General features: G+C 40.9%; 16 protein-coding genes and 1 pseudogene. 6 read left to right on the forward strand and 11 right to left on the reverse strand.

Annotation, left to right across the window (positions count from 1 at the left end; translation table 11 throughout):
- Positions 1-220: 220 nt before the first annotated feature.
- Positions 221-556 (forward strand): zinc ribbon domain-containing protein YjdM, encoded by a 336-nt coding sequence (locus P20311_RS05400; protein WP_008110524.1) that lies wholly within the window; start codon positions 221-223, stop codon positions 554-556.
- Positions 557-704: 148 nt separating this feature from the next.
- On the opposite strand, the gene P20311_RS05405 is transcribed toward P20311_RS05400, so the two are convergent.
- The 6 genes from P20311_RS05405 to P20311_RS05430 all read right to left on the reverse strand — a co-directional run bounded on the left by P20311_RS05405 (position 705) and on the right by P20311_RS05430 (position 5,926).
- On the reverse strand, positions 705-1,046 hold the full coding sequence (locus tag P20311_RS05405; RefSeq protein ID WP_008110527.1) for a hypothetical protein: 342 nt from the start codon (positions 1,044-1,046) through the stop codon (positions 705-707).
- A gap of 406 nt (positions 1,047-1,452) precedes the next feature.
- The gene (locus tag P20311_RS19265; RefSeq protein ID WP_008110529.1) at positions 1,453-1,749 is read right to left on the reverse strand and encodes a hypothetical protein; all 297 of its coding nucleotides are present in this window, start codon (positions 1,747-1,749) and stop codon (positions 1,453-1,455) included.
- A 104-nt stretch (positions 1,750-1,853) separates the two neighbouring features.
- A complete protein-coding gene (locus P20311_RS05415; RefSeq protein ID WP_008110531.1) occupies positions 1,854-2,330 on the reverse strand; it encodes a GreA/GreB family elongation factor in 477 nt (158 codons plus the stop codon).
- A 265-nt stretch (positions 2,331-2,595) separates the two neighbouring features.
- Entirely contained in the window at positions 2,596-3,525 is a 930-nt protein-coding gene (gene secF, locus P20311_RS05420; RefSeq protein ID WP_008110532.1) for a protein translocase subunit SecF, read from the reverse strand.
- The gene (secD, locus tag P20311_RS05425; protein WP_008110534.1) at positions 3,518-5,356 is read right to left on the reverse strand and encodes a protein translocase subunit SecD; all 1,839 of its coding nucleotides are present in this window, start codon (positions 5,354-5,356) and stop codon (positions 3,518-3,520) included. Before secD ends, secF begins: the two co-directional genes overlap by 8 nt.
- Positions 5,357-5,464: 108 nt before the next feature.
- Positions 5,465-5,926, reverse strand: a complete 462-nt coding sequence (locus tag P20311_RS05430; RefSeq protein WP_036984887.1) for a hypothetical protein — start codon at positions 5,924-5,926, stop codon at positions 5,465-5,467.
- A 113-nt stretch (positions 5,927-6,039) separates the two neighbouring features.
- On the opposite strand from P20311_RS05430, the pseudogene P20311_RS05435 reads away from it, so the two are divergent.
- The 4 genes and pseudogenes from P20311_RS05435 to P20311_RS05450 all read left to right on the forward strand — a co-directional run bounded on the left by P20311_RS05435 (position 6,040) and on the right by P20311_RS05450 (position 12,348).
- Positions 6,040-7,829, forward strand: a pseudogene (locus P20311_RS05435) (ABC transporter ATP-binding protein/permease).
- Between the two features lie 187 nt (positions 7,830-8,016).
- Positions 8,017-10,095, forward strand: a complete 2,079-nt coding sequence (locus tag P20311_RS05440) for a M13 family metallopeptidase (RefSeq protein WP_008110542.1) — start codon at positions 8,017-8,019, stop codon at positions 10,093-10,095.
- A 172-nt stretch (positions 10,096-10,267) separates the two neighbouring features.
- Complete coding sequence (locus tag P20311_RS05445) at positions 10,268-10,981, forward strand: YebC/PmpR family DNA-binding transcriptional regulator (protein WP_008110544.1); 714 nt, start codon at positions 10,268-10,270, stop codon at positions 10,979-10,981.
- Positions 10,982-11,073: 92 nt separating this feature from the next.
- Complete coding sequence (locus P20311_RS05450; RefSeq protein ID WP_008110545.1) at positions 11,074-12,348, forward strand: leucine-rich repeat-containing protein kinase family protein; 1,275 nt, start codon at positions 11,074-11,076, stop codon at positions 12,346-12,348.
- Positions 12,349-12,647: 299 nt separating this feature from the next.
- On the opposite strand, the gene gap is transcribed toward P20311_RS05450, so the two are convergent.
- From gap to glk, 5 genes are all read right to left on the reverse strand, one after another.
- Positions 12,648-13,652 (reverse strand): type I glyceraldehyde-3-phosphate dehydrogenase, encoded by a 1,005-nt coding sequence (gap, locus tag P20311_RS05455; RefSeq protein WP_008110546.1) that lies wholly within the window; start codon positions 13,650-13,652, stop codon positions 12,648-12,650.
- The gene (locus P20311_RS05460; RefSeq protein ID WP_008110547.1) at positions 13,649-14,281 is read right to left on the reverse strand and encodes a bifunctional 4-hydroxy-2-oxoglutarate aldolase/2-dehydro-3-deoxy-phosphogluconate aldolase; all 633 of its coding nucleotides are present in this window, start codon (positions 14,279-14,281) and stop codon (positions 13,649-13,651) included. Before P20311_RS05460 ends, gap begins: the two co-directional genes overlap by 4 nt.
- Positions 14,282-14,314: 33 nt before the next feature.
- The gene (gene edd, locus P20311_RS05465) at positions 14,315-16,165 is read right to left on the reverse strand and encodes a phosphogluconate dehydratase (RefSeq protein WP_008110548.1); all 1,851 of its coding nucleotides are present in this window, start codon (positions 16,163-16,165) and stop codon (positions 14,315-14,317) included.
- Between the two features lie 338 nt (positions 16,166-16,503).
- Positions 16,504-17,517 carry a LacI family DNA-binding transcriptional regulator gene (locus P20311_RS05470; protein WP_008110549.1) on the reverse strand — a complete coding sequence of 338 codons (1,014 nt, stop codon included), beginning with the start codon at positions 17,515-17,517 and terminating at the stop codon, positions 16,504-16,506.
- Between the two features lie 29 nt (positions 17,518-17,546).
- Positions 17,547-18,545, reverse strand: a complete 999-nt coding sequence (gene glk, locus P20311_RS05475) for a glucokinase (protein ID WP_008110550.1) — start codon at positions 18,543-18,545, stop codon at positions 17,547-17,549.
- Between the two features lie 291 nt (positions 18,546-18,836).
- Here glk and P20311_RS05480 point away from each other — a divergent pair, with 291 nt between their 5' ends.
- Positions 18,837-19,853, forward strand: coding sequence for a LacI family DNA-binding transcriptional regulator (locus P20311_RS05480; RefSeq protein WP_008110552.1), 1,017 nt, complete (start codon positions 18,837-18,839; stop codon positions 19,851-19,853).
- Positions 19,854-19,884 lie beyond the last annotated feature (31 nt).

A 19,884-nucleotide genomic window follows, 5' to 3' on the forward strand; every position in this document is an offset into this window, starting at 1 on the left:
TGCAGCAAATAGCAAATCACTTAATACGATAGGTGCTTTAACGAATATCTACTATAAACGTTAGCGCTTAAATTGCTTAAGCGACAGGTGATTTATAAGCCCTTTTTTACATCCACACAAACGAGATATTTTTAGCGTGAAGATAAAAATATTTGATGAACTTTTTTATTGTTAATTTGTGTTTTAAAATAGCCAAAATTTACCACTAAAAGTGATCATCATGTCTCTTCCCGCTTGCCCTAAGTGCCAATGTGAATACGTTTACGAAGACCAACAACTGCTTATATGCCCAGAATGTGCCTATGAATGGAATCCAAATAATACAAGCGATGAAGACGCTATTTTGGTAACAGATACAAACGGCACTTTACTAGCCGATGGTGACAAAGTAACCGTTGCCAAAGATTTAAAAATTAAAGGTAGCTCACAAGTTATTAAAATTGGCACCAAGGCCTTAGTAAGACGTGTACTTGATAAAAAAGATCATGAGCTTGACTGTAAAGTAGATGGCATAGGTGAAATGATGGTGACGGCTAAATTTGTTAAAAAAGCCTAAACCCATTGAGATAAACAATTAAATACAGCAATAACCAGTGTAATCTTGGCGCTTTATTGCATTAACAAACTGACATACACTTTAACTAATTGATTTTCAGCGCCTTTTAAAAAATTGAAAATCTATATTCAGTTCTCATAGTGGTGTGTTAGTTGTCTAGTATTACTACTTCTGCTTTGTAAAAGTGTGATTTTGCGCTTTGCAAAACATCGGCAGTAAACTTTGAGTTTGGCACTGGTATATCAATAACATTGCCACTTTTACAAAATAAAGTAACGGTATTTGACGCTAGCTGTATTTTAATTATCGCCCCTTTAGGAATAAGCTGCATTCTACTTTTATTATTATTGAACCAGTGAGGTTTTTTGCAAAGTAGAACGTTTTCTCCAATATCAGAAAAAACACGCTCAGGCCTAAACGTTAAGTACTTTATAAATAAAGCCGTGAGTAAAACACCCGTAATTGTGACGGTAAAAATCCCTATCTCCATAATATTCCCTTAAATTTATGTCCTTTATTTAACTGCTTATCCGTTAATGATTATCAGACTCAAGCAAATCTTATAAGTTCACGCTATAAATGCCTTAGTTGTGATTGAGTGAAACCGGCTAACATCGAGTTATAAACACTCCTTAACTAGTTTATTATATTAGCTTATTAGATGACACAGTTAATGTTTGATCGTAAGCATTTTGATTAAAGTTACTTGAGTGTGGGTTCATAAAACCATGTAAGTAATTAACATGCTTTACATTAACATTAGCTTTTGTTGCCAGCTCAACGTGCAGTGATTTAACATCAAAGTGCGGTTCATAATGCGGAAGTATAAGTTCAATCTCAAACTGTGGTTGTAAGTCTGTATGGTGCCTAATTTGCGAGCTGTAAAAACAAATGCCCTAAACTATCGTTTTAATCGCCGGATGTGCAGACATTGACCAAATTGCCGATGCGCCAACACTAAAACCAATCAATATGATGTTACCAGCGAGTGGTTTAATCGCTTTTTGTAAAATAGCGACATACTCATCAAGGCTAATATGCTGACTAAAATACTCATAGGCCTGCTGTTCATTGTAAAATGCCATATCCACCCCGCCATAGGGTTCGACAATAGACTGAGCGTTTAGCTCTTCAGCTAATGCTTTTAAAGCCGCTGTTTTACCAAATATATCATTAACCAAAACTAAGTTCATAAACGGCTCATCTTTAATTTTATTCTTTAAGTTTCAGGCAATTATTTAACAAAGAGGCCTACGAGATGCTGCGTCTCAGAGTAAGAGACAAATAAATACTACATTCAAAGCACTTTAACCACATCGTAACTATGTTTTACATCACCGAGTGTTAAACTAACTTCATCATCGACTTGTTTACCTAATAACTGTTGGCCTAATGGTGCACCAGAGGTAAGTACTTGAATAGTTGTGCCTTTAATATCAACGGTTAATCCACCAGCTGCAGGGCCTAAATAAAACCATTTTTGTGTGCCTGCATCATCTTCTAAACACACCAATGAACTGACTGCTATTGTGCCTGTAACGGCGTCGTTGTAGATGGCTTCAAATAGTTGTATTTCTTTATAACACTCATTCACCCGATCAGCGTGACCTTGCGCTAAATACGCAGCTTCAAGCCCGAGCGTATCATATTGAGTTTCTGCAATACTTTCTTCGTGGGTCGCGGTATCGTGGGCTGTTTGAGCTGCAATTTTCGCAGTATTGAGCTGCTCTTCTAAGGCAAAACGCAGGTGCTCTGTAACATGGGCTTTATTCATTTGGAGAATTCACTCAATTCGATAAAAATAATTTGCTATTTTATACCAATCTGCTTGGATATGGGACCTATTTTAACGATAAGAAAATTGCTCTATAACTAGGCAAAATTTTTGACATCTAGTTGTTCTAAATGAAAAAATTTTAACAACGTTATAGGGGGATTTAATTCGTTAAATTGTTCAAATATTTATGTAGGTTGGTATTAGCATTGTTGCTACACCTAACACTATCCCTTTGCTGTGTAACAACAATGCTGATTTAAGCCTATGGCATATCCATTAATGCCTGCGTTTGCTGATCCACTTGCTTATCGTAGTTTTTAGCACTTAACCCAAGTAGCTCGGGTAATGTTGCAGCAATACAAATGGACGATAACGTGCCTACGACTATTCCTGCAAACAGAGCAATTGCAAATCCCTGAAGCGGCGCCCCTGCTAACAGCCAAACACTTGCCACCGTTGCGAGCGTAGTCCCGGAGGTAATAAGCGTACGAGTTAAGGTGCTTTTAATAGCACTGTTGATAATACTGCTTGGTTTGAGTGTGATGTTTGTTGGTATGCGCAACAGCTCGCGCACCCTATCTCCAACTATTATTGAGTCATTTAATGAGTAGCCAATAATCGCCAACAAACTGGCTAAAATAGTTAGGTTAAACTCTATTTGTAACCATGAGAATAAGCCAACCACCAGCACTAAGTCATGAAATAAAGCCACCACAGAGCCTAATGCCAAACGCCATTCAAAACGAACAGCTAAATAAATCATTACCGCGACCATCGCAGCAAATAATGCTAAGCAGCCTTGTTCAAATAGTTCATCACCCACTTGAGAGCCAATATAAGCCGATGATAAAACCTCAGCATTTATAGTTGGGTTTTGGATTATAGCCGTTTTCCAGTCATCGTTATTGCTTGTATTATTGGGGCCTTGTGTTAGTTGAAAATGATTATTGCCCTGTGCTGTTAGCTCAAATTCACCCTGATGATTTTTTGCAATAAATTGCTCAAGCTGTTTTAGTTCAACACCTTGGCTGGTGGTAAACTCTGTTAAGTAACCACCCGTAAAATCAAGGCCAAAGTTTAGCCCTTTTTGTGCAATGGTGAATACTGACAACAACACAAATATGGCGCTGATCAGCATGCCTGTATAACGTATACGAGACCCTGCCTCACATTTTAAAAAAGAATTAAGCATGCGCGTTTACTCCTGCTTTTTTACCCAGCTTTAAATATAAGCTTTGGCTTAAATATTTCGATACATACACACCAGTAAATACCGATGTGATAAGTCCCAGCGCCAGCGTTATAGCAAAGCCTTTTACAGGGCCATAACCTATGCCATATAAAATAATCGCGGTGATCATCGTGGTAATATTGGCATCTAAAATCGTATTCGCTGCCTGTTTATAGCCCTCTTGTATCGCTTGATATGGAGGACGTCCTTTGCGGCGCTCTTCTTTAATGCGTTCAAATATAATCACGTTAGTATCAACTGCCATTCCTATGGTTAGCACCAAACCTGCAATACCAGGAAGTGTTAAAACCACCCCAGGTAATAATGACATTAACCCCACTAAAGACGTTAAATTTAAAACTAACGCAACATTTGCAATAAGCCCTAAACGACGATACCACAGCGCCATAAAGGCAAGCGTTAACCCCATGCCTAACATTAACGCCGCCAACCCATTGTTAATGTTGTCTTGGCCAAGGCTTGGACCAATAGTTTGTTCATGTACTATGGTCACTGGCGCCATAAGCGACCCCGCACGGAGTAATAGCGCTAAATCGGCAGCCGCTTGCTGGCTTTGCATATTGGTTATACTAAAGCGCGAGCTTAAATGCTGGGCTATATTCGCCACATTAATGACTTCGCTTTTTTTAACCACTTCACCTTTAGCATTTTGTGAATACTCTGAATAGAGCGTTGCCATCGGCTTACCTATATTCGCCTTAGAAAACGCCGACATAGCATCGCCACCTTGGCTATCTAGGCTCAGTTGTACTAAAGGTTTACCCCAGTCATCACGGCCAATATTGGCATTATTAATATGCTCACCAGTAAAGATAGGCACAGGGTCGAGCTTAATAGTCCCACCCGATTGCAAATTAAATGTTTGCCCGCCTCTCTCTTTAAGTTGATAAAACCCCAATGACGCGGTTGCACCAATTATGCGTTTTGCTTCAGCTGGATCTTGCACGCCAGGTAGCTCAATACGAATGCGCTGCTTACCTTGGCGCTGTGTAACGGCCTCAGTTATACCGAGCTCTTCAATACGTGAGCGAAGTGTGGTGAGTGTTTGGCTCATCACTTCTTTATCAAATGCGCTGCGCCCTTGCTCAGAATAGCTAATTTCAACGACCTGTAAGTTGCCATTAGTTGATGTGGTTGTAGTGAGGTTTTCAAAACGGCTTTTAAGCTCTTTTATGACAACTGTTAGCTTATCGCCAGCATTCTCAAGCGCACTTATTTCAAAGCCCTGATTAGTCTGCTTCGCTTTAACGCCATAGGCTTTTTGCTTAACAATAATGGCTTTTGTTTGTTGATATGCACTGAGCAATTGCTCATCAATGGCTTTATTTAAATCAACATCAAGTACAAACAATACCCCGCCGTTTAAATCAAGACCCAGCTTTATAGGCGATAAGCCAAACTCTTGTAACCAAATAGGGCTGGTTGCATGTTCAACAATTTTAACTTGTGTGTTTGGAAAGTTTGATTTTAAAGCCGCTTGAGCCTGCGCACTTTGCGTAGGTGTATTTAAAAGTACATTAATATTTGCTTGGTCTTTTAAACTTTCACTCACTTCAAAACCTTGGCTATTTAAAAAGCGTACAAGATTTTCAGTACTAGGCAATGCTTGTGCTTTAACCTCAGAAGTTGCACTAACATGCAACCACGACTTATTCGGGTATAAATTAGGTAAGGCGCTTATTGCTAGTAACACTAATACAATCAGCATGGCTACATAGCTCAATTTAAACTTAGCCTTAAATGGCTTTTTCTCTTTTTTTAGACTTAACATAGTTATTCCTTATTACTAGGCATAGCCCAGTAACGTACCTATTAGGCACAATTAATCTGCAGGTCAAAACGCGATGCGTTAAAACCAATTAACATTAAATAAGGAACTTTATGCGTGGTAGGTGGTTACAGCGGTGTATAACAGATTAGCGTCTTTCCAGCCGCTCAAGCGCGACTTTTTACTTTTAAATACCCTAGTATACCAAGGCTGACTTATAGTAACTGCTTGCGGTCGCAAAAAAATATGCCTACAGCCATTTAGGGCAAAAAACTCATGCACTACATCGTATTCAGGATCGCCCTGCGCACTATGCAGAAATAAAAATGAGTTATTGGCTGTTAACCTAGGTTGATGAGCATCAAAATCAGAATGCTTTGAGTTTTTGTGCTTTAAATTGCCAAGCGATTTTGTAGGTGTAGGAGTGTTAGTTAAATGGTCAACATTAACAATATCGGTAAGACTGCTTAAGTTACTGCCTAAACCCTGCTTTACGCCCATAGCATGGCTTTGCACACTAAAGAGTGCAGCAAAAAACAAGCATGTAGCGAAAAAAACGCGAAATTTAAACATTGGTCATTTAAAACTAAAATAAAGGATAGCTAGTATATAAGGGCAGCTAATTAAAATACAATAGCAGTTCTTAAGCTAATTAATTTATATAAAAACAAATACTGAGATCCTCGATGCGCTCCAGACAAAGTTCAGTAAAACGCCCCGACGCCATGAATTTAAAACAAAGTATTCAAACTCTTTGGCCTTATATCACTAAATTTAAAGGCCGTGTGCTGATTGCCATATTAGCGCTAGTCGGTGCTAAAGGGGCGACATTACTCATGCCATGGGCTTTAAAAGAAATAATTGATTCGGTTGATAAATCAATTAACCCACTACTACTCGTTCCTACTTTATTACTCGTTATGTACGGCGCATTGCGCTTTGCTAGCGTATTTTTGGGTGAAGTACGCGATGCGGTATTTTCGCGAGTCACCGAGCATGCCATGCGAGATATTGGCCTAAAAGTGTTTAAACATTTGCACTCGCTAGATTTAGCCTTTCATTTAGACAGACAAACTGGCGGTATAAGTCGAGACATAGAGCGCGGCACCAGTGGCTTAAGCTTTTTAATGCGTTTTTAATGTTTAATATTGTGCCCACGTTGTTTGAAATAATGACCGTAGCGATTATTTTTGGCACCTTATTTTCTATTTGGTTCGCACTGATCACCCTACTTGCTGTGGCTATTTATATCTTTTTTACCGTGACGGTTACCCAATGGCGAAACCGCTTTATTCGTGAGTCAAACGCTGCCGACAACCAAAGTAACACCCGCGCCATCGACAGCCTATTAAATTACGAAACCGTAAAATACTTTAATAATGAACAGCATGAAGCCCAAACTTACGACACATTTTTAGCAACCTGGGAACAAGCACGATTAAAAAACAGACTCTCGTTACTGGCGCTTAATTCAGGGCAAGCACTGATCATTGCATGTGCCATAACCGCATTAATGTGGCTTGGAGCCAATGAAGTGGTTACCGGCGAGTTAACGATTGGTGAGCTGGTAATGATCAATGCGTATATGATCCAATTATTTTTACCGCTTAACTTCTTGGGATTTGTGTATAGGGAAATACGCCGTGCCCTTACCGACCTTGAAAACATGCTAGGGTTATTAAATACCTCACCCAAAGTAGCAGATAGCGAAACCGCGCAACCATTAGCACTCAAAAATGGGGCAATTAGCTTTGAAAATGTCAGCTTTAGCTACGATAGCAAACGCCCTATTCTTAAGAACGTCAGTTTTCATGTAACCCCTGGTGCTAAGGTAGCGGTTGTAGGTGCTAGTGGCGCAGGTAAAAGCTCGTTAGCCCGCTTGTTATATCGTTTTTATGAACTTTCATCAGGCGCTATAAAAATTGATAATCAAGCCATAAACACGGTCACCCTAGCAAGTTTGCGTAAAGCTATTGCCATAGTGCCGCAAGATACTGTGTTATTTAATACCAGCATACGCGAAAATATTCACTATGGCAGACCTAGCGCCAGTGAAGATGAAGTAAACAAAGCCATAAACATGGCGCATCTAACAGACTTTATTAATAGCCTAGATAAAGGCGATAAAACCTTAGTCGGTGAACGCGGACTAAAAGTCTCTGGCGGCGAAAAACAACGTATTGCTATTGCTCGCGCTATTTTAAAACAATCGCCGATTTTAATTTTTGACGAAGCCACTTCCGCGCTCGACTCACAATCTGAGCAGGCCATATTAAACGCTATGCGAGAAGTAGCCTCTAACCATACCAGTATTGTTATTGCGCACCGCTTATCAACAATTACCGATGCCGATACTATTATCGTGCTCAAGGCGGGAGAAGTGGTAGAGCAAGGTAAACATGATGAATTACTCATGCAAAATGGTGAATATGCTCATATGTGGACCTTGCAACAAAAACAGTCAAAGGCGCAATAAACTAAGCCTCTCGGGTACGATTGAAGTATCTGAGTGCTATTTTGCTAGTATTTCATTCATCTTATCGACCGGTACGGTTATTCACCTCAAAAGGTTTGTTTGCAGTGAAGTTATCAATACAATCAAGTAGCTATTTTTATAACAAAAATATAACGAATTAAATAACGTGAATTCATAGGGGAAAATAATGAAAAAGAGTTTAATTGCAGCGGCGCTCGCTGCCACATTTATTACTGGCTGTTCTGAGCCACAAACAACAAAAACTGAGCAAGTAGCAGCAGTTGCAGAAAAACCACAAGTAACAGAGCAAGCCGAATTAGGCACGTTTGGGGTTGATTTAACTGCGCGTAACGAAGCTGTAAAACCAGGCGACGATTTCTTCATGTACGCCAGTGGTTCATGGTACGACAACTATGAAATGCCAGCAGATAAAACCCGCTATGGTGCATTCTCTGCGCTAGCTGAGCGCAGTGAAGATCGCGTTAAAGAAATTATTGAAGAAATTGCAGCACGTGAAAACTTAAACGCCGAAGAGCAACTGGTCGCTGACTTTTATAACTCGTACATGGATACTGAGACGCTTAACAAACTTGGTATCACGCCAATTAAGCCGTTGCTTAACGACATCAATTCGGTTGCCTCTACTGATGATTTGGCAAAAGTATTTGGCCAATCTTGGCTTACGGGTTTAAGTGCACCACTTGGTGGCGGTATGTGGTTTAACCGTTTAGATCCCAATAAATACGAAATGTCATTAGGTGCAGGTGGCTTAGGTTTACCTGATCGTTCTTACTACCTTGAAGATGCAGAACGTTTTGTAAAAACCCGTGAAGCGTATGTTGCACATATTGCCGATATGCTTAAATTTGCAAAGGTTGATAATACCACAGAGCGTGCACAAGCGATTTTAGCGCTTGAAACCAAAATTGCAGAAGGTCATTGGCCACGTGAAAAACGCCGTAATCGTGATTTAACCCTAAACCAAGTAAAACGTGATGAGTTAAGTGCGCAATACCCAGGATTTAACTGGGATTTATACTTTGCACAAACAGGTTATAAAGTACCACAATTAAACGTATCGCAGCCTGAACCTGTTAAAGCCATGATTGACTTAATCAATAACGAAGATTTAAGCGTATGGAAAGACTACCTTACATATCATGCGATTAATGGTAACTCACGACTATTATCTGAAAAAATATTTAACACTAGCTTTGCCTTTTATGGAAAAGAGTTAAATGGTCAGCAAGAGCCACGTCCACGCTGGAAACGCGCTATCAGCCAAATGTCTGGCACCAGCTCATTGGGCTTTGCAATTGGTAAAATTTACGTAGATCGTTATTTCCCTGAGTCATCTAAGCAACAAATGTCTGAGCTTGTTGAAAACTTACGCACAGCACTTGGTGAGCGTATTGATAACTTAGATTGGATGGGCGCAGAAACAAAAGTAAATGCGCGTGCAAAATTAGCAGCGTTTGTGCCAAAAATTGGTTACCCAGATGAATGGCAATCGTATGAAGGCTTAAGCATTAGCAACAATGACTTAATGGCTAATGTAAAAAATATGCGTGAGTTTTTCCAAGCTGAAAGTGTAGAAAAAGAGCTGAAAAAGACCGATCGTAATCGTTGGGGCATGACACCACAACGTGTAAATGCTTATTACAATAGTTCGTTTAACGAAATTGTATTCCCTGCCGCTATATTACAACCACCGTTTTTCGATCCAAATGCAGATCCAGCGGTAAACTACGGTGGTATTGGTGCTGTGATTGGCCACGAAATGGGTCATGGTTTTGATGATCAAGGCTCAAAGTCTGACGCTAACGGCATACAACGTAACTGGTGGACTGATGAAGATCGTGCTGCTTTTGATGCTAAAGCCGACAAACTTGCAGCCCAGTACAGCAAATACGAACCAATTCCAGGTAACTTTGTAAATGGCCGCAACAGTTTAGGTGAAAATATTGGTGATGTGGGTGGTTTAGCCATGGCTTATCATGCTTATAAACTAAGCTTAAACGGTAAAGAAGCACCGGTAATTGACGGCGTAACCGGCGATCAACGTTTCTTCTTAGCATGGGCACAAGTATGGAAAGAAAAACGTACTGAACAAAGCATGTTAAACCAATTACGTGGTGGTACGCACGCACCAGGTCGCTTTAGAGCACAAGCGCCTCGTAACCATGACGCTTGGTATAAAGCATTTGATGTAAAACCAGGTGATGAATTATACCTACCAGAAGACGAACGCGTTCGTATTTGGTAATACCCTGACAAACGTTCATCATTTGTTACGAATAAACAACCCGCTTTGGCGGGTTGTTTTATTTTTGGCTTCTGATCAATCTCAATACTTACTAGCCCTGCCCGGCATTTACCTTTAGAATACGGGCTTGCAAATTTTTTCAATTATTTATACATATTAAGGCGAAACGCAGATGGGAAGAGCTTACCAAAACAAAAAAGATTCAATGGCTAAAACTGCGGGTGCTAAAACTAAAGTTTATTCAAAATACGGTAAAGAAATTTATATTTGTGCAAAAAACGGCGGTGTTGATCCAGATGGAAACTTAGCACTGCGTCGTTTAATTGAACGCGCTAAAAAAGACCAAGTACCGGCTCACGTAATTGAACGTGCTATTGATAAAGCCAAAGGTGGCGGCGGTGAAGACTATGCTGCCACGCGTTACGAAGGCTACGGGCCAGGTAACTGTATGATTATTGTTGACTGTTTAACCGACAACAACAAACGTACTTTTGCTGATGTACGTGTATGTTTTACCAAAGCAAACGCTAAAATTGGCGCACAAAACTCAGTTTCACACTTGTTTGATCACCTTGCTATTTTTGTGTTTGACGGTGACGACGATGAAACCGTACTTGAAGCACTGATGATGGCAGATGTTGATGTTACCGACGTTGAAGTAGAAGACGGCAAAGTGACCGTATTTGCACCGCACACTGAATACAACAATACCCGCACAGCACTTGAAGAAATGGGTGTTACAGAATTTGATGAAGACTTAATTGCCTTTGTACCTCAAGTTGAAGCCCCTATTGAAGGCGAAGACGTTGAAGTTATGGAGCGCTTTTTAGCCATGCTTGAAGATTGTGATGACGTACAAAACGTTTACCATAATGCTCAATTTTAATCGTTAAGCAAATAACCTGAACTTTTGATAATAAATGTTTAAAGGCCAACTTAGTTGGCCTTTTTGTTTTATGTAAAATGGATTAGTTAATTTTGAATACCCTGACAAAGCTACGTACCGGTGCCTTAACTGGTGTTAGTCACTTACAATTGGCTGAAAACCTCACTGACTTTCCAGAAGAAATTTTCACTCTTGCCGATACCCTTGAAGTGCTGGACTTATCAAACAATCAATTAAGCGATTTACCCGCTAACTTTGCTAAACTTACAAAGTTAAAACGGTTATTTTTATCATTTAACCAATTTCAGCATATTCCTCGTGTATTAAGTCAATGCCCTGAATTAATAATGATAGCCTTTAAAGGGAATCAAATTACTGAATTTAGTGAGCATAGTCTGCCACAAAGCACTCAGTGGTTAATATTAACTGACAATCAGCTTACTCAATTACCTGACTCTATGGGTGAACTAACCAAACTTAAAAAGCTAGCGCTGGCAGGAAACCAACTCACCCATTTACCCGTGACTATGCAAAACTGTACAGCACTAGAGCTGGTGCGTTTAAGTGCTAATACACTAACCCAACTTGATGACTGGCTATTTGAACTCCCTAAACTGACTTGGTTAGCGTTTGCAGGGAATGAGTTCAATCGCTCACAACAACTTAACCATGAGTTATTCCCGCGTACACCATTAACTGAGATTGAACTGGATAAAGTTATTGGCCAAGGTGCATCGGGTATTATTCATAGTGCCCAATGGCAAAATAGCACGATTGCCGTAAAACTGTTTAAAGGCGCTATAACCAGTGATGGTTATCCATTAGACGAAGTTAACTGTTGCTTACAAGCACAGTTACACCCAAACTTAATTAAAGTGCTTGCTTATATTGAACACAATGAGCAACTTGGGTTAGCTATGGAGCTTATTGACCCTAGCTACGTTAACTTAGGGCTGCCTCCTAGTTTAGAAACCTGCACACGAGACACCTTCAAAGATGATTGCCATTACAGCACGGCAACAATTTATGCTATTGCTAAGCAGCTCGTCAGTACTGTTGCTCACCTACACCAGCATACACTTAGCCATGGCGATATTTATGCGCATAACATTATGATCAATGAAAATGATGAAATAGTGTTTGGTGATTTTGGTGCGGCGACAAACTTAGTCACGCTCAGTAACTACCAACAGCAACAAATGCAACGCATAGAAGTCCGTGCTATAGGCTGTTTAATTGATGATTTACTCTCTACCTGTAACGAACAAAGCGAAGAGGTGATCCACCTACAACATATTGCAAAGCAATGCATGAATGAAAATAGTACAAAACGCCCTTCGTTTGAATATCTGGCGGGTTGTTTATGATCCCAAGCTAAAATCATTTGTTATACCAATTCGCTTAATTAAGCGGTCTATTTTGAGGCTGGAAAAACGAGTTGATAGCTAGGAAAAAAATTCGCTATTTAGTTGTTCTCGGCAATTGCTCCTGCATTGCTCTACCTTCTGCATCCATGCAGTCGTAAATGAGAATTTTTTAACACAGGTAGCGACACGTTTAGCCCCGCAAAATGATTAAGTATTATTGCGGATTGGTATTATAAATAAAAAAAGCCACGCAGTGCGTGGCTTGGCTGGATAAAGTAAAATTTAACTACACGGAAAAATTATAAATAAGCACCCAGCGCTTTAACTTGATCTAACATGCGGTTTGAGAAACCCCATTCGTTGTCGTACCACGCCATTACTTTAACTAATTTACCATCAGCACGCGTTTGCGTTGCATCAAAAATAGATGATGCTGGGTTATGGTTAAAGTCGATAGAAACAAGCGGTAGCTCGTTGTACTCTAAAATACCTTTCATAGAGCCAAACGCAGCGTCTTTAACCACTTGGTTAATTTCTTCAATGCTTGTATCGCGCTTAGCAATAAAGGTTAAATCAACTAACGAGACATTGATGGTTGGTACACGAACCGCCATGCCATCTAATTTACCTGCAAGTTCAGGCAGTACTAAACCAACTGCTTTCGCTGCGCCCGTTTTAGTTGGGATCATAGATTGAGTTGCACTACGCGCACGGTATAAATCTGGGTGGTATACATCAGATAAATTTTGGTCGTTAGTGTAAGCATGAATGGTGGTCATGCTACCTTGTTCAATTCCTACTGTATCGTTAATCGCTTTAGCAACAGGCGCTAAACAATTGGTTGTACATGAAGCATTAGAAATAATGTTGCTATCGGCATTAATTACATCGCTATTTACACCGTGTACTACCGTTGCATCCATATCAGTACCAGGAGCCGATACCACTACTTTTTTCGCGCCCGCTTCAATATGCTTATTAGCTGCTTCGCGAGAAGTAAATAACCCCGTACATTCAAGTACGATATCGACGTTTAGAGCTTTCCACGGTAAATTAGCAGGGTCACGCTCTTGCGTTAGCGTGATCACATCATCGCCAATTAGCATAGTATTATCTTTAAGTGTTACTTGCTGTGAAAAACGACCATGTACTGAGTCAAACTGAGTCAGATGAGCATTTACATTGGCTGGCGCTAAATCGTTAATAGCTACAATTTTAATTTCATTATTTTGCGCTGACTCATACAGTGCACGCAATACATTACGACCGATACGGCCGTAGCCATTAATTGCTACATTAATCATTTTTGACTCCTATTAACTTCACATGCTTGGCGAGCAAGCGTTTCAATAGCTTGCCAGTCTTTATTTTCAATAAGTTGTTTATCTAACATCCAGGTACCACCTACGCAAATAACATTGTTAAGTGCTAAGTAATCAGGCGCAGTAGCTAAACTAATGCCACCGGTTGGACAAAAAGTAATATCAGGTAATGGGCCGCCAATCGACTTAATCATTGCAGTACCGCCTGCGGCTTCTGCAGGGAAAAACTTTAAAAATTTAAAGCCATACGCTGCCAAGTTCATCACTTCGCTTGGGGTAGCTGCACCTGGTAAAAAAGGGATACTCGACTCTTGTGCCAATGCTAACAGTTCATCACTTACACCAGGGCTAACCATAAAGTCAGCGCCCGCTTCTACTGAGGCGTTAAAGCTTGCTTTATCAACCACAGTGCCAGTACCTACATAAGCTTCTGGTACCTCAGCTTTCATTAGCTTTACAGCTTGTGCAGCAATTGGCGTACGTAGTGTAATTTCAAGTGCTTTTAAGCCACCGTTGTATAACGCTCTTGCAAGTGGTGCGGCATCTTCTAATTTTTCGATTACCACTACTGGCACAACCGGTGCCGATGCTAAGATTTTTTCAATACTCATTACTTGTTCCTCATTACCCAAGATGGCTAATTATTATTCAAGTCCAAAAGCACTTGCACCTAAATCGGCACTGCTTACGATATTTCTAAATCCAGTAAATAATTCACGTCCTGTACCAAATGTTTGCGTTGCTTGGCTAATCTGTAGCTCACGCTGAGCAAGCTCTTCATCACTCACATGCAGTTTTAAAATACCATTTGGCGCATCTAAAGTAACAATATCGCCTTCATGTATCTTGGCTATAATGCCACCTTCAACCGCTTCAGGTGCTAAGTGAATTGCCGCAGGTACTTTACCTGATGCACCCGACATACGTCCGTCGGTAACAATGGCCACTTTGTAGCCCTGATCTTGCAATGTTGCCATTACCGGAGTGAGTTTATGAAGCTCTGGCATACCTTTAGCTTTAGGGCCTTGCTCTTTAAGAACTGCAATAAAATCTTGGTTAAGTTCACCACGGCTGTAGGCATCTTGTAACTCACCTTGTGAGCTAAATACTTTAGCTGGCGCAGACACCACTTGATGCGACTCTGCAACGGCTGATACTTTAATAACGGCTTTACCTAAGTTACCCGTTAGTAGCTGTAAACCGCCTTGCTTACTAAATGGATTACTCACAGGGCGAAGAACTTCTTCATCATGTGAGTTTTCAGGACACGCAACCCATTTAACTTTGCTTGGGCCATTTGCATTACTCATAATCAAGTTATCGTCTTTATCGAGTAGCGGCTCACACATGTAAGGTGCAAGACCTTCGCCTAAAATAGTCATCACATCTGTATGTAGGTAACCAGCACCTGCTAATTCACGCATTAAGAAGCCCATACCACCGGCTGCTTGGAAATGGTTCACATCTGCTGAACCGTTAGGGTAAATACGCGTCAGTAGTGGTACAACTGCTGATAAATCAGACATGTCTTTCCACGTAACCTGAATACCAGCCGCTTTTGCAATTGCCACAATATGGATTGCATGATTAGTTGAGCCACCAGTTGATAGCAAACCAACGAGACCATTAATAATGGTTTTTTCGCTGATCACATCCGCTAAACACGGGCCATCTTTGTTTTCTGTAAGCTGCTTGAGCATGGTTTCAACCGCATTACCGGTTAAGCCATCGCGCAATTCTGTGTATGGATTGATAAACGAGCTACCTGGAAGGTGTAAGCCCATAATTTCCATTAGCATTTGGTTTGAATTTGCAGTGCCATAAAAGGTACAGGTACCAGCGCTGTGGTAAGATGCGCTTTCTGCCTCTAATAGCTCTTCACGAGACACTAAGCCTTGTGCAAACTTTTGACGAATACGTGCTTTGTCTTTATTTGGAATACCTGACTGCATTGGCCCTGCTGGTAAGAAATACACAGGTAAGTGGCCAAAGGATAAAGCGCCAATTAATAGGCCTGGGACAATTTTGTCACATACTCCTAAACAAAACACACCATCAAACACGTCATGCGATAAAGATACCGCAGTAGACATAGCAATCACGTCACGAGAAAACAGCGATAGTTCCATGCCGTCACGCCCTTGGGTAACGCCATCACACATCGCAGGAACACCGCCAGCAACTTGCGCGGTCGCGTCAAATTTAGTGGCAATGCTTTTAATTAAATCTGGGTATTCTTTGTAAGGCACATGCGCAGATAACATGTCGTTATATGAATTAATAATTGCAAGGTTTGGAACCTCATCTGCTTTTAAACGCGCTTTGTCGTCGCTGCTGCACGCAGCCATAACATGGGCGATATTGCCACAGCCTAAACCAGCACGAACTCTTGTTTGTTTTTTTGCGTGCGAAATACGATCTAAATAGGCTTGACGGGTTTGTTTACTGCGCTCAATAACGCGTTCTGTGACTTCTTGAATTCGAGGGTGCAACATAATTTTACTCATCTCTATTCGTTAGAGGATAAAGGCTCAGTAACAATTATAGACTCCACGAAAATAACTGTACTGAGCATCTTTGACTTACCCGTTCAAAGGTACGCTACCAGGGAGCCTCTCACAACAACCCTGACACCGGTGTCAGGGTATTAACGCATGACACTGACACCGGTGTCAACCCTGAGTAATAAAAATAGTCCTTTTTTTTAACATGTACAATAAATAAACGTGAATTTTTAATGAAATATCAGTGGAAAATAATGAAGATTAAAAATGCAGATAAAAAAAGCCCGAGTAAGCGTCACTCATACTCGGGCTACTGTGAAAAATCGGTGTTATTTTACGGCTGCGGTAGACTCACGCGTGATTAATTTTGCTTCTAAAATCACTTTATATGGCGACTCTTGCGGCTCAATAATATGGGTGATCAATTGCGTAACGGCTTGTTTTGTCATTTCTTCTACAGGTTGCGCTATGGTGGTCAGCCCAGGCCAAATGTGGCGCGCTATTGGTGCATTATCAAACCCAGCGATAGAAATATCATCAGGTACACGTAAGTTACGCTGCGTGGCTAATTTGAGCACTGCCGCTGCCATGTAGTCGTTTGATGCAAATACAGCGGTAGGACGTGGTGATAAATCTAAAATACTACGCGCACTGTCTACTCCTGAATGGTAACTAAAGTTACCCTCTTCAACTAAGCGTTCGTTAAATTCAATGCCATGAGTTGTTAATGCGCGCCTGTAACCTTTAAAACGCTGCTCAGTGGCACTGTGATCTGGGTGACCTTTAATAAACGCGATAGACGTATGTCCTAGATTTATTAAATGCTCGGTAATTTCAAACGCACCCTGCTCGTCGTTGCTGGTCACAGAAATAGAATCATCATCTAAAATTGCAGAAGCAACTCGAGCATAAGGGATTTTTTTCGACTTTAAAAAATCTACCAACTCGCCAAAATCACAAAATGGCGGGGTTAATACTAAACCGTCAAGGCGTGATGACTGCAATAACTGCTCAATATTGTTAATGAGTGCATCGCCCCTGAGCTCACAAGGATGAATAAGCAAGTTATAGTTGTTCTCTTGGCAGGCAGCCAGTGCGCCTGTTTGCACACGGGTGATATAACTTTTACTGGGGTTATCGTAAATGCAACCAATGATAAAGCTGCGATTTTGTGCAAGGCCGCGTGCAATTGGGTTTGGGGTGTAATCTAGCTCTTTAAATACGGCTAACACTTTTTCGCGTGTAGCTGCACTGACATTAGGCTCATTGTTGAGTACTCGCGATACGGTTTTTTTAGAAACACCTGCATGACTGGCAACGCTGTTTATAGTGACTTTTTTCATCTATTTATTTCCAAACCTATGCAAAGCGATTAAACCTGTTGGCTCGTATGCAAACACGCGGCAGCCCCAATTAAAGGGATGTTGTCTTGTGTTACTAACGTCACCGGAATTTGACCTGTGTACTGCGACATAATGCCTTTTTGCGAAAAGCGCTCAATAAAACGACTTTCAAGTAAACGAGCCTGCATGCGTGGTAAAATCCCCCCGCCAATATAAAGGCCGCCTAAGGCGCCGTAGGCCAACGCTAAATCGCCTGCAACACTGCCAATCCAGTCACAAAATTGATTAAGCGTTGCATCACACACTTCGCATTCACCGCTATTAGCTAAGCTACTAATTTGTGCGGCATCTAAATTTTTTGCTGCCACCCCTTTAACCGCAGCCATGGCTTTATATAAATGAGCAATACCTGGGCCCGAAAATACCGTTTCTACTGATACATGAGGGTGATCTTTTTTAAGTTCTTGAATTAGTTGAGCGTCAAGTTGATTAACGGCTGCTAACGAAATATGCCCGCCTTCTGAACTCATCACCGCGCACGAATGCGCGGTTCTCACTAAGCACGCTGCACCAAAACCGGTGCCTGGCCCCATTACACCTATATTGGCAGACCCATCGGCTTGGCCAGGTTTAACGGTGACATTTTGTGAAGGGTCTAAATACGGTGCTGCGTAGGCAAAAGCAGCAAAGTCATTTATAACGCTTAATTGAGCAAGGTCAAAGTGGTGTTTAAAATCATTAACGCTAAAGTGCCAACCTAAATTAGTTAAATGAACTTGCCCTGCATTTATAGGGCCTGCTACTGCAAGGCATGCGCGTTTAGGGGTTATATGAGACACTGTTGATAAGTAGTACTCGGTAGCACTTTCGAGCGATCCATAGTTAGCACTGGGAAAAGTATGATTATGCTCAATGGTAAATTGATTACTTGATTCGTCGAACCCAGTGATCAACGCAAAACGAGCATTTGTGCCGCCAATATCGGCAACCAGAATAGGATCAAAGTGTGTGCTAGAGTGTAAACCCATAGTGTTATCTCTTTTGTTTAAGTAATGAGTACTTATTATTTTAATGGGGTATCATTGATACTTATTTACTTTGAGCTATCACCTCAAAGCAGCTATCACTGTAAAAAAATGCTACCTTTAATAATAAAGGTAGCTAATACGTTTTGACAACAAAATGATAAAACGCCCTTATTGTGACACCGGTGTCATGAAAAAATCAATAAAAAAATGCCTTTATTGACAATTAAGCTTGAAAAAAATCACTAATAAACGAGAATAACCCCCTATTGTCCTCTTAAGTAAGTAATCGTGATGAAAGGTAAAGCCACCTCGTTTGATATAGCCCATTATGCTGGGGTGTCTCAATCTACAGTTTCGCGTGCTCTACGAAATAGTCCACTGGTAAATGACGAAACTCGAAGACGTATTCACGATATTGCTAAAAAACTTAATTACAAAGTAGACAAAAACGCCAGTAACCTTCGCACTCAACAAAGCAGTACCCTAGCATTGCTGTTGTTTGAAGACCCGACCTCAGATGAATCACAAATCAATCCGTTTTTTTTAGCCATGCTGGGCAGTATTACCCGTGCTTGCGCAAAAGAAGGTTATGATCTACTTGTTTCATTTCAATCAGCTAGCGCTGATTGGCAAGCAGACTACGAAGACAGCCATCGAGCAGATGGAATAATCTTATTAGGCTATGGCGACTACATTGATTTTCAACCAAAATTTAATACCTTGCTTGAACAAAACACTAAATTTGTTTGCTGGGGAGCAAGCGTTGATAACCGCCCTGATTTAACTATAAGTTGCGATAATTATGGCGGTGGTAAACTTGCCGCTGAGCATTTACTGGCGCATAACCGAACTGATTGTGCATTTATTGGCGATGCCTCTGATCACAGCCCTGAGTTTTTTGCCCGTTTTAATGGCTTTAAAGACGAACTGCAGCAGAACGGTGTCCCCTTAAATGATCGTAAAATTGCCAATGCAATTTCTACCGAAGAATCTGGCTACCATGCTACTCGCTCTTTAATTGCTAATAACATTACTTTTAATGCACTTTTTGCTGCCAGCGATCTGATTGCTATAGGCGCAATACGCGCGCTAAAAGAAGCCAATATTAACGTGCCAAAAGATGTAGCCGTAATCGGCTTTGATAATATTTCTATTGCAAGTTACATTAATCCGCCGCTCACAACCATAGAGCAAAACACCACTATAGCGGGGCAAATGTTAGTTGAAAACTTACTCAAATTAATTCGTGGTGAGCAAGTACAAAGCACCCTGCTGCCACCGCGTTTAATTGCGCGCGGCTCAAGTTAACTCATTGCGTGAGGCCCCCCTTTAAAAAGTA

Source organism: Pseudoalteromonas sp. BSi20311, assembly GCF_000239875.1.
Classification (GTDB): domain Bacteria; phylum Pseudomonadota; class Gammaproteobacteria; order Enterobacterales; family Alteromonadaceae; genus Pseudoalteromonas.

Coding starts and splice junctions, on each gene's coding strand:
- P20311_RS05400 (WP_008110524.1), top strand. CDS start 221: ATGTCTCTTCCCGCTTGCCCTAAGTGCCAATGTGAATACGTTTACGAA.
- P20311_RS05405 (WP_008110527.1), bottom strand. CDS start 1,046: ATGGAGATAGGGATTTTTACCGTCACAATTACGGGTGTTTTACTCACG.
- P20311_RS19265 (WP_008110529.1), bottom strand. CDS start 1,749: ATGAACTTAGTTTTGGTTAATGATATATTTGGTAAAACAGCGGCTTTA.
- P20311_RS05415 (WP_008110531.1), bottom strand. CDS start 2,330: ATGAATAAAGCCCATGTTACAGAGCACCTGCGTTTTGCCTTAGAAGAG.
- secF (WP_008110532.1), bottom strand. CDS start 3,525: ATGCTTAATTCTTTTTTAAAATGTGAGGCAGGGTCTCGTATACGTTAT.
- secD (WP_008110534.1), bottom strand. CDS start 5,356: ATGTTAAGTCTAAAAAAAGAGAAAAAGCCATTTAAGGCTAAGTTTAAA.
- P20311_RS05430 (WP_036984887.1), bottom strand. CDS start 5,926: ATGTTTAAATTTCGCGTTTTTTTCGCTACATGCTTGTTTTTTGCTGCA.
- P20311_RS05440 (WP_008110542.1), top strand. CDS start 8,017: ATGAAAAAGAGTTTAATTGCAGCGGCGCTCGCTGCCACATTTATTACT.
- P20311_RS05445 (WP_008110544.1), top strand. CDS start 10,268: ATGGGAAGAGCTTACCAAAACAAAAAAGATTCAATGGCTAAAACTGCG.
- gap (WP_008110546.1), bottom strand. CDS start 13,652: ATGATTAATGTAGCAATTAATGGCTACGGCCGTATCGGTCGTAATGTA.
- P20311_RS05460 (WP_008110547.1), bottom strand. CDS start 14,281: ATGAGTATTGAAAAAATCTTAGCATCGGCACCGGTTGTGCCAGTAGTG.
- edd (WP_008110548.1), bottom strand. CDS start 16,165: ATGTTGCACCCTCGAATTCAAGAAGTCACAGAACGCGTTATTGAGCGC.
- P20311_RS05470 (WP_008110549.1), bottom strand. CDS start 17,517: ATGAAAAAAGTCACTATAAACAGCGTTGCCAGTCATGCAGGTGTTTCT.
- glk (WP_008110550.1), bottom strand. CDS start 18,545: ATGGGTTTACACTCTAGCACACACTTTGATCCTATTCTGGTTGCCGAT.
- P20311_RS05480 (WP_008110552.1), top strand. CDS start 18,837: ATGAAAGGTAAAGCCACCTCGTTTGATATAGCCCATTATGCTGGGGTG.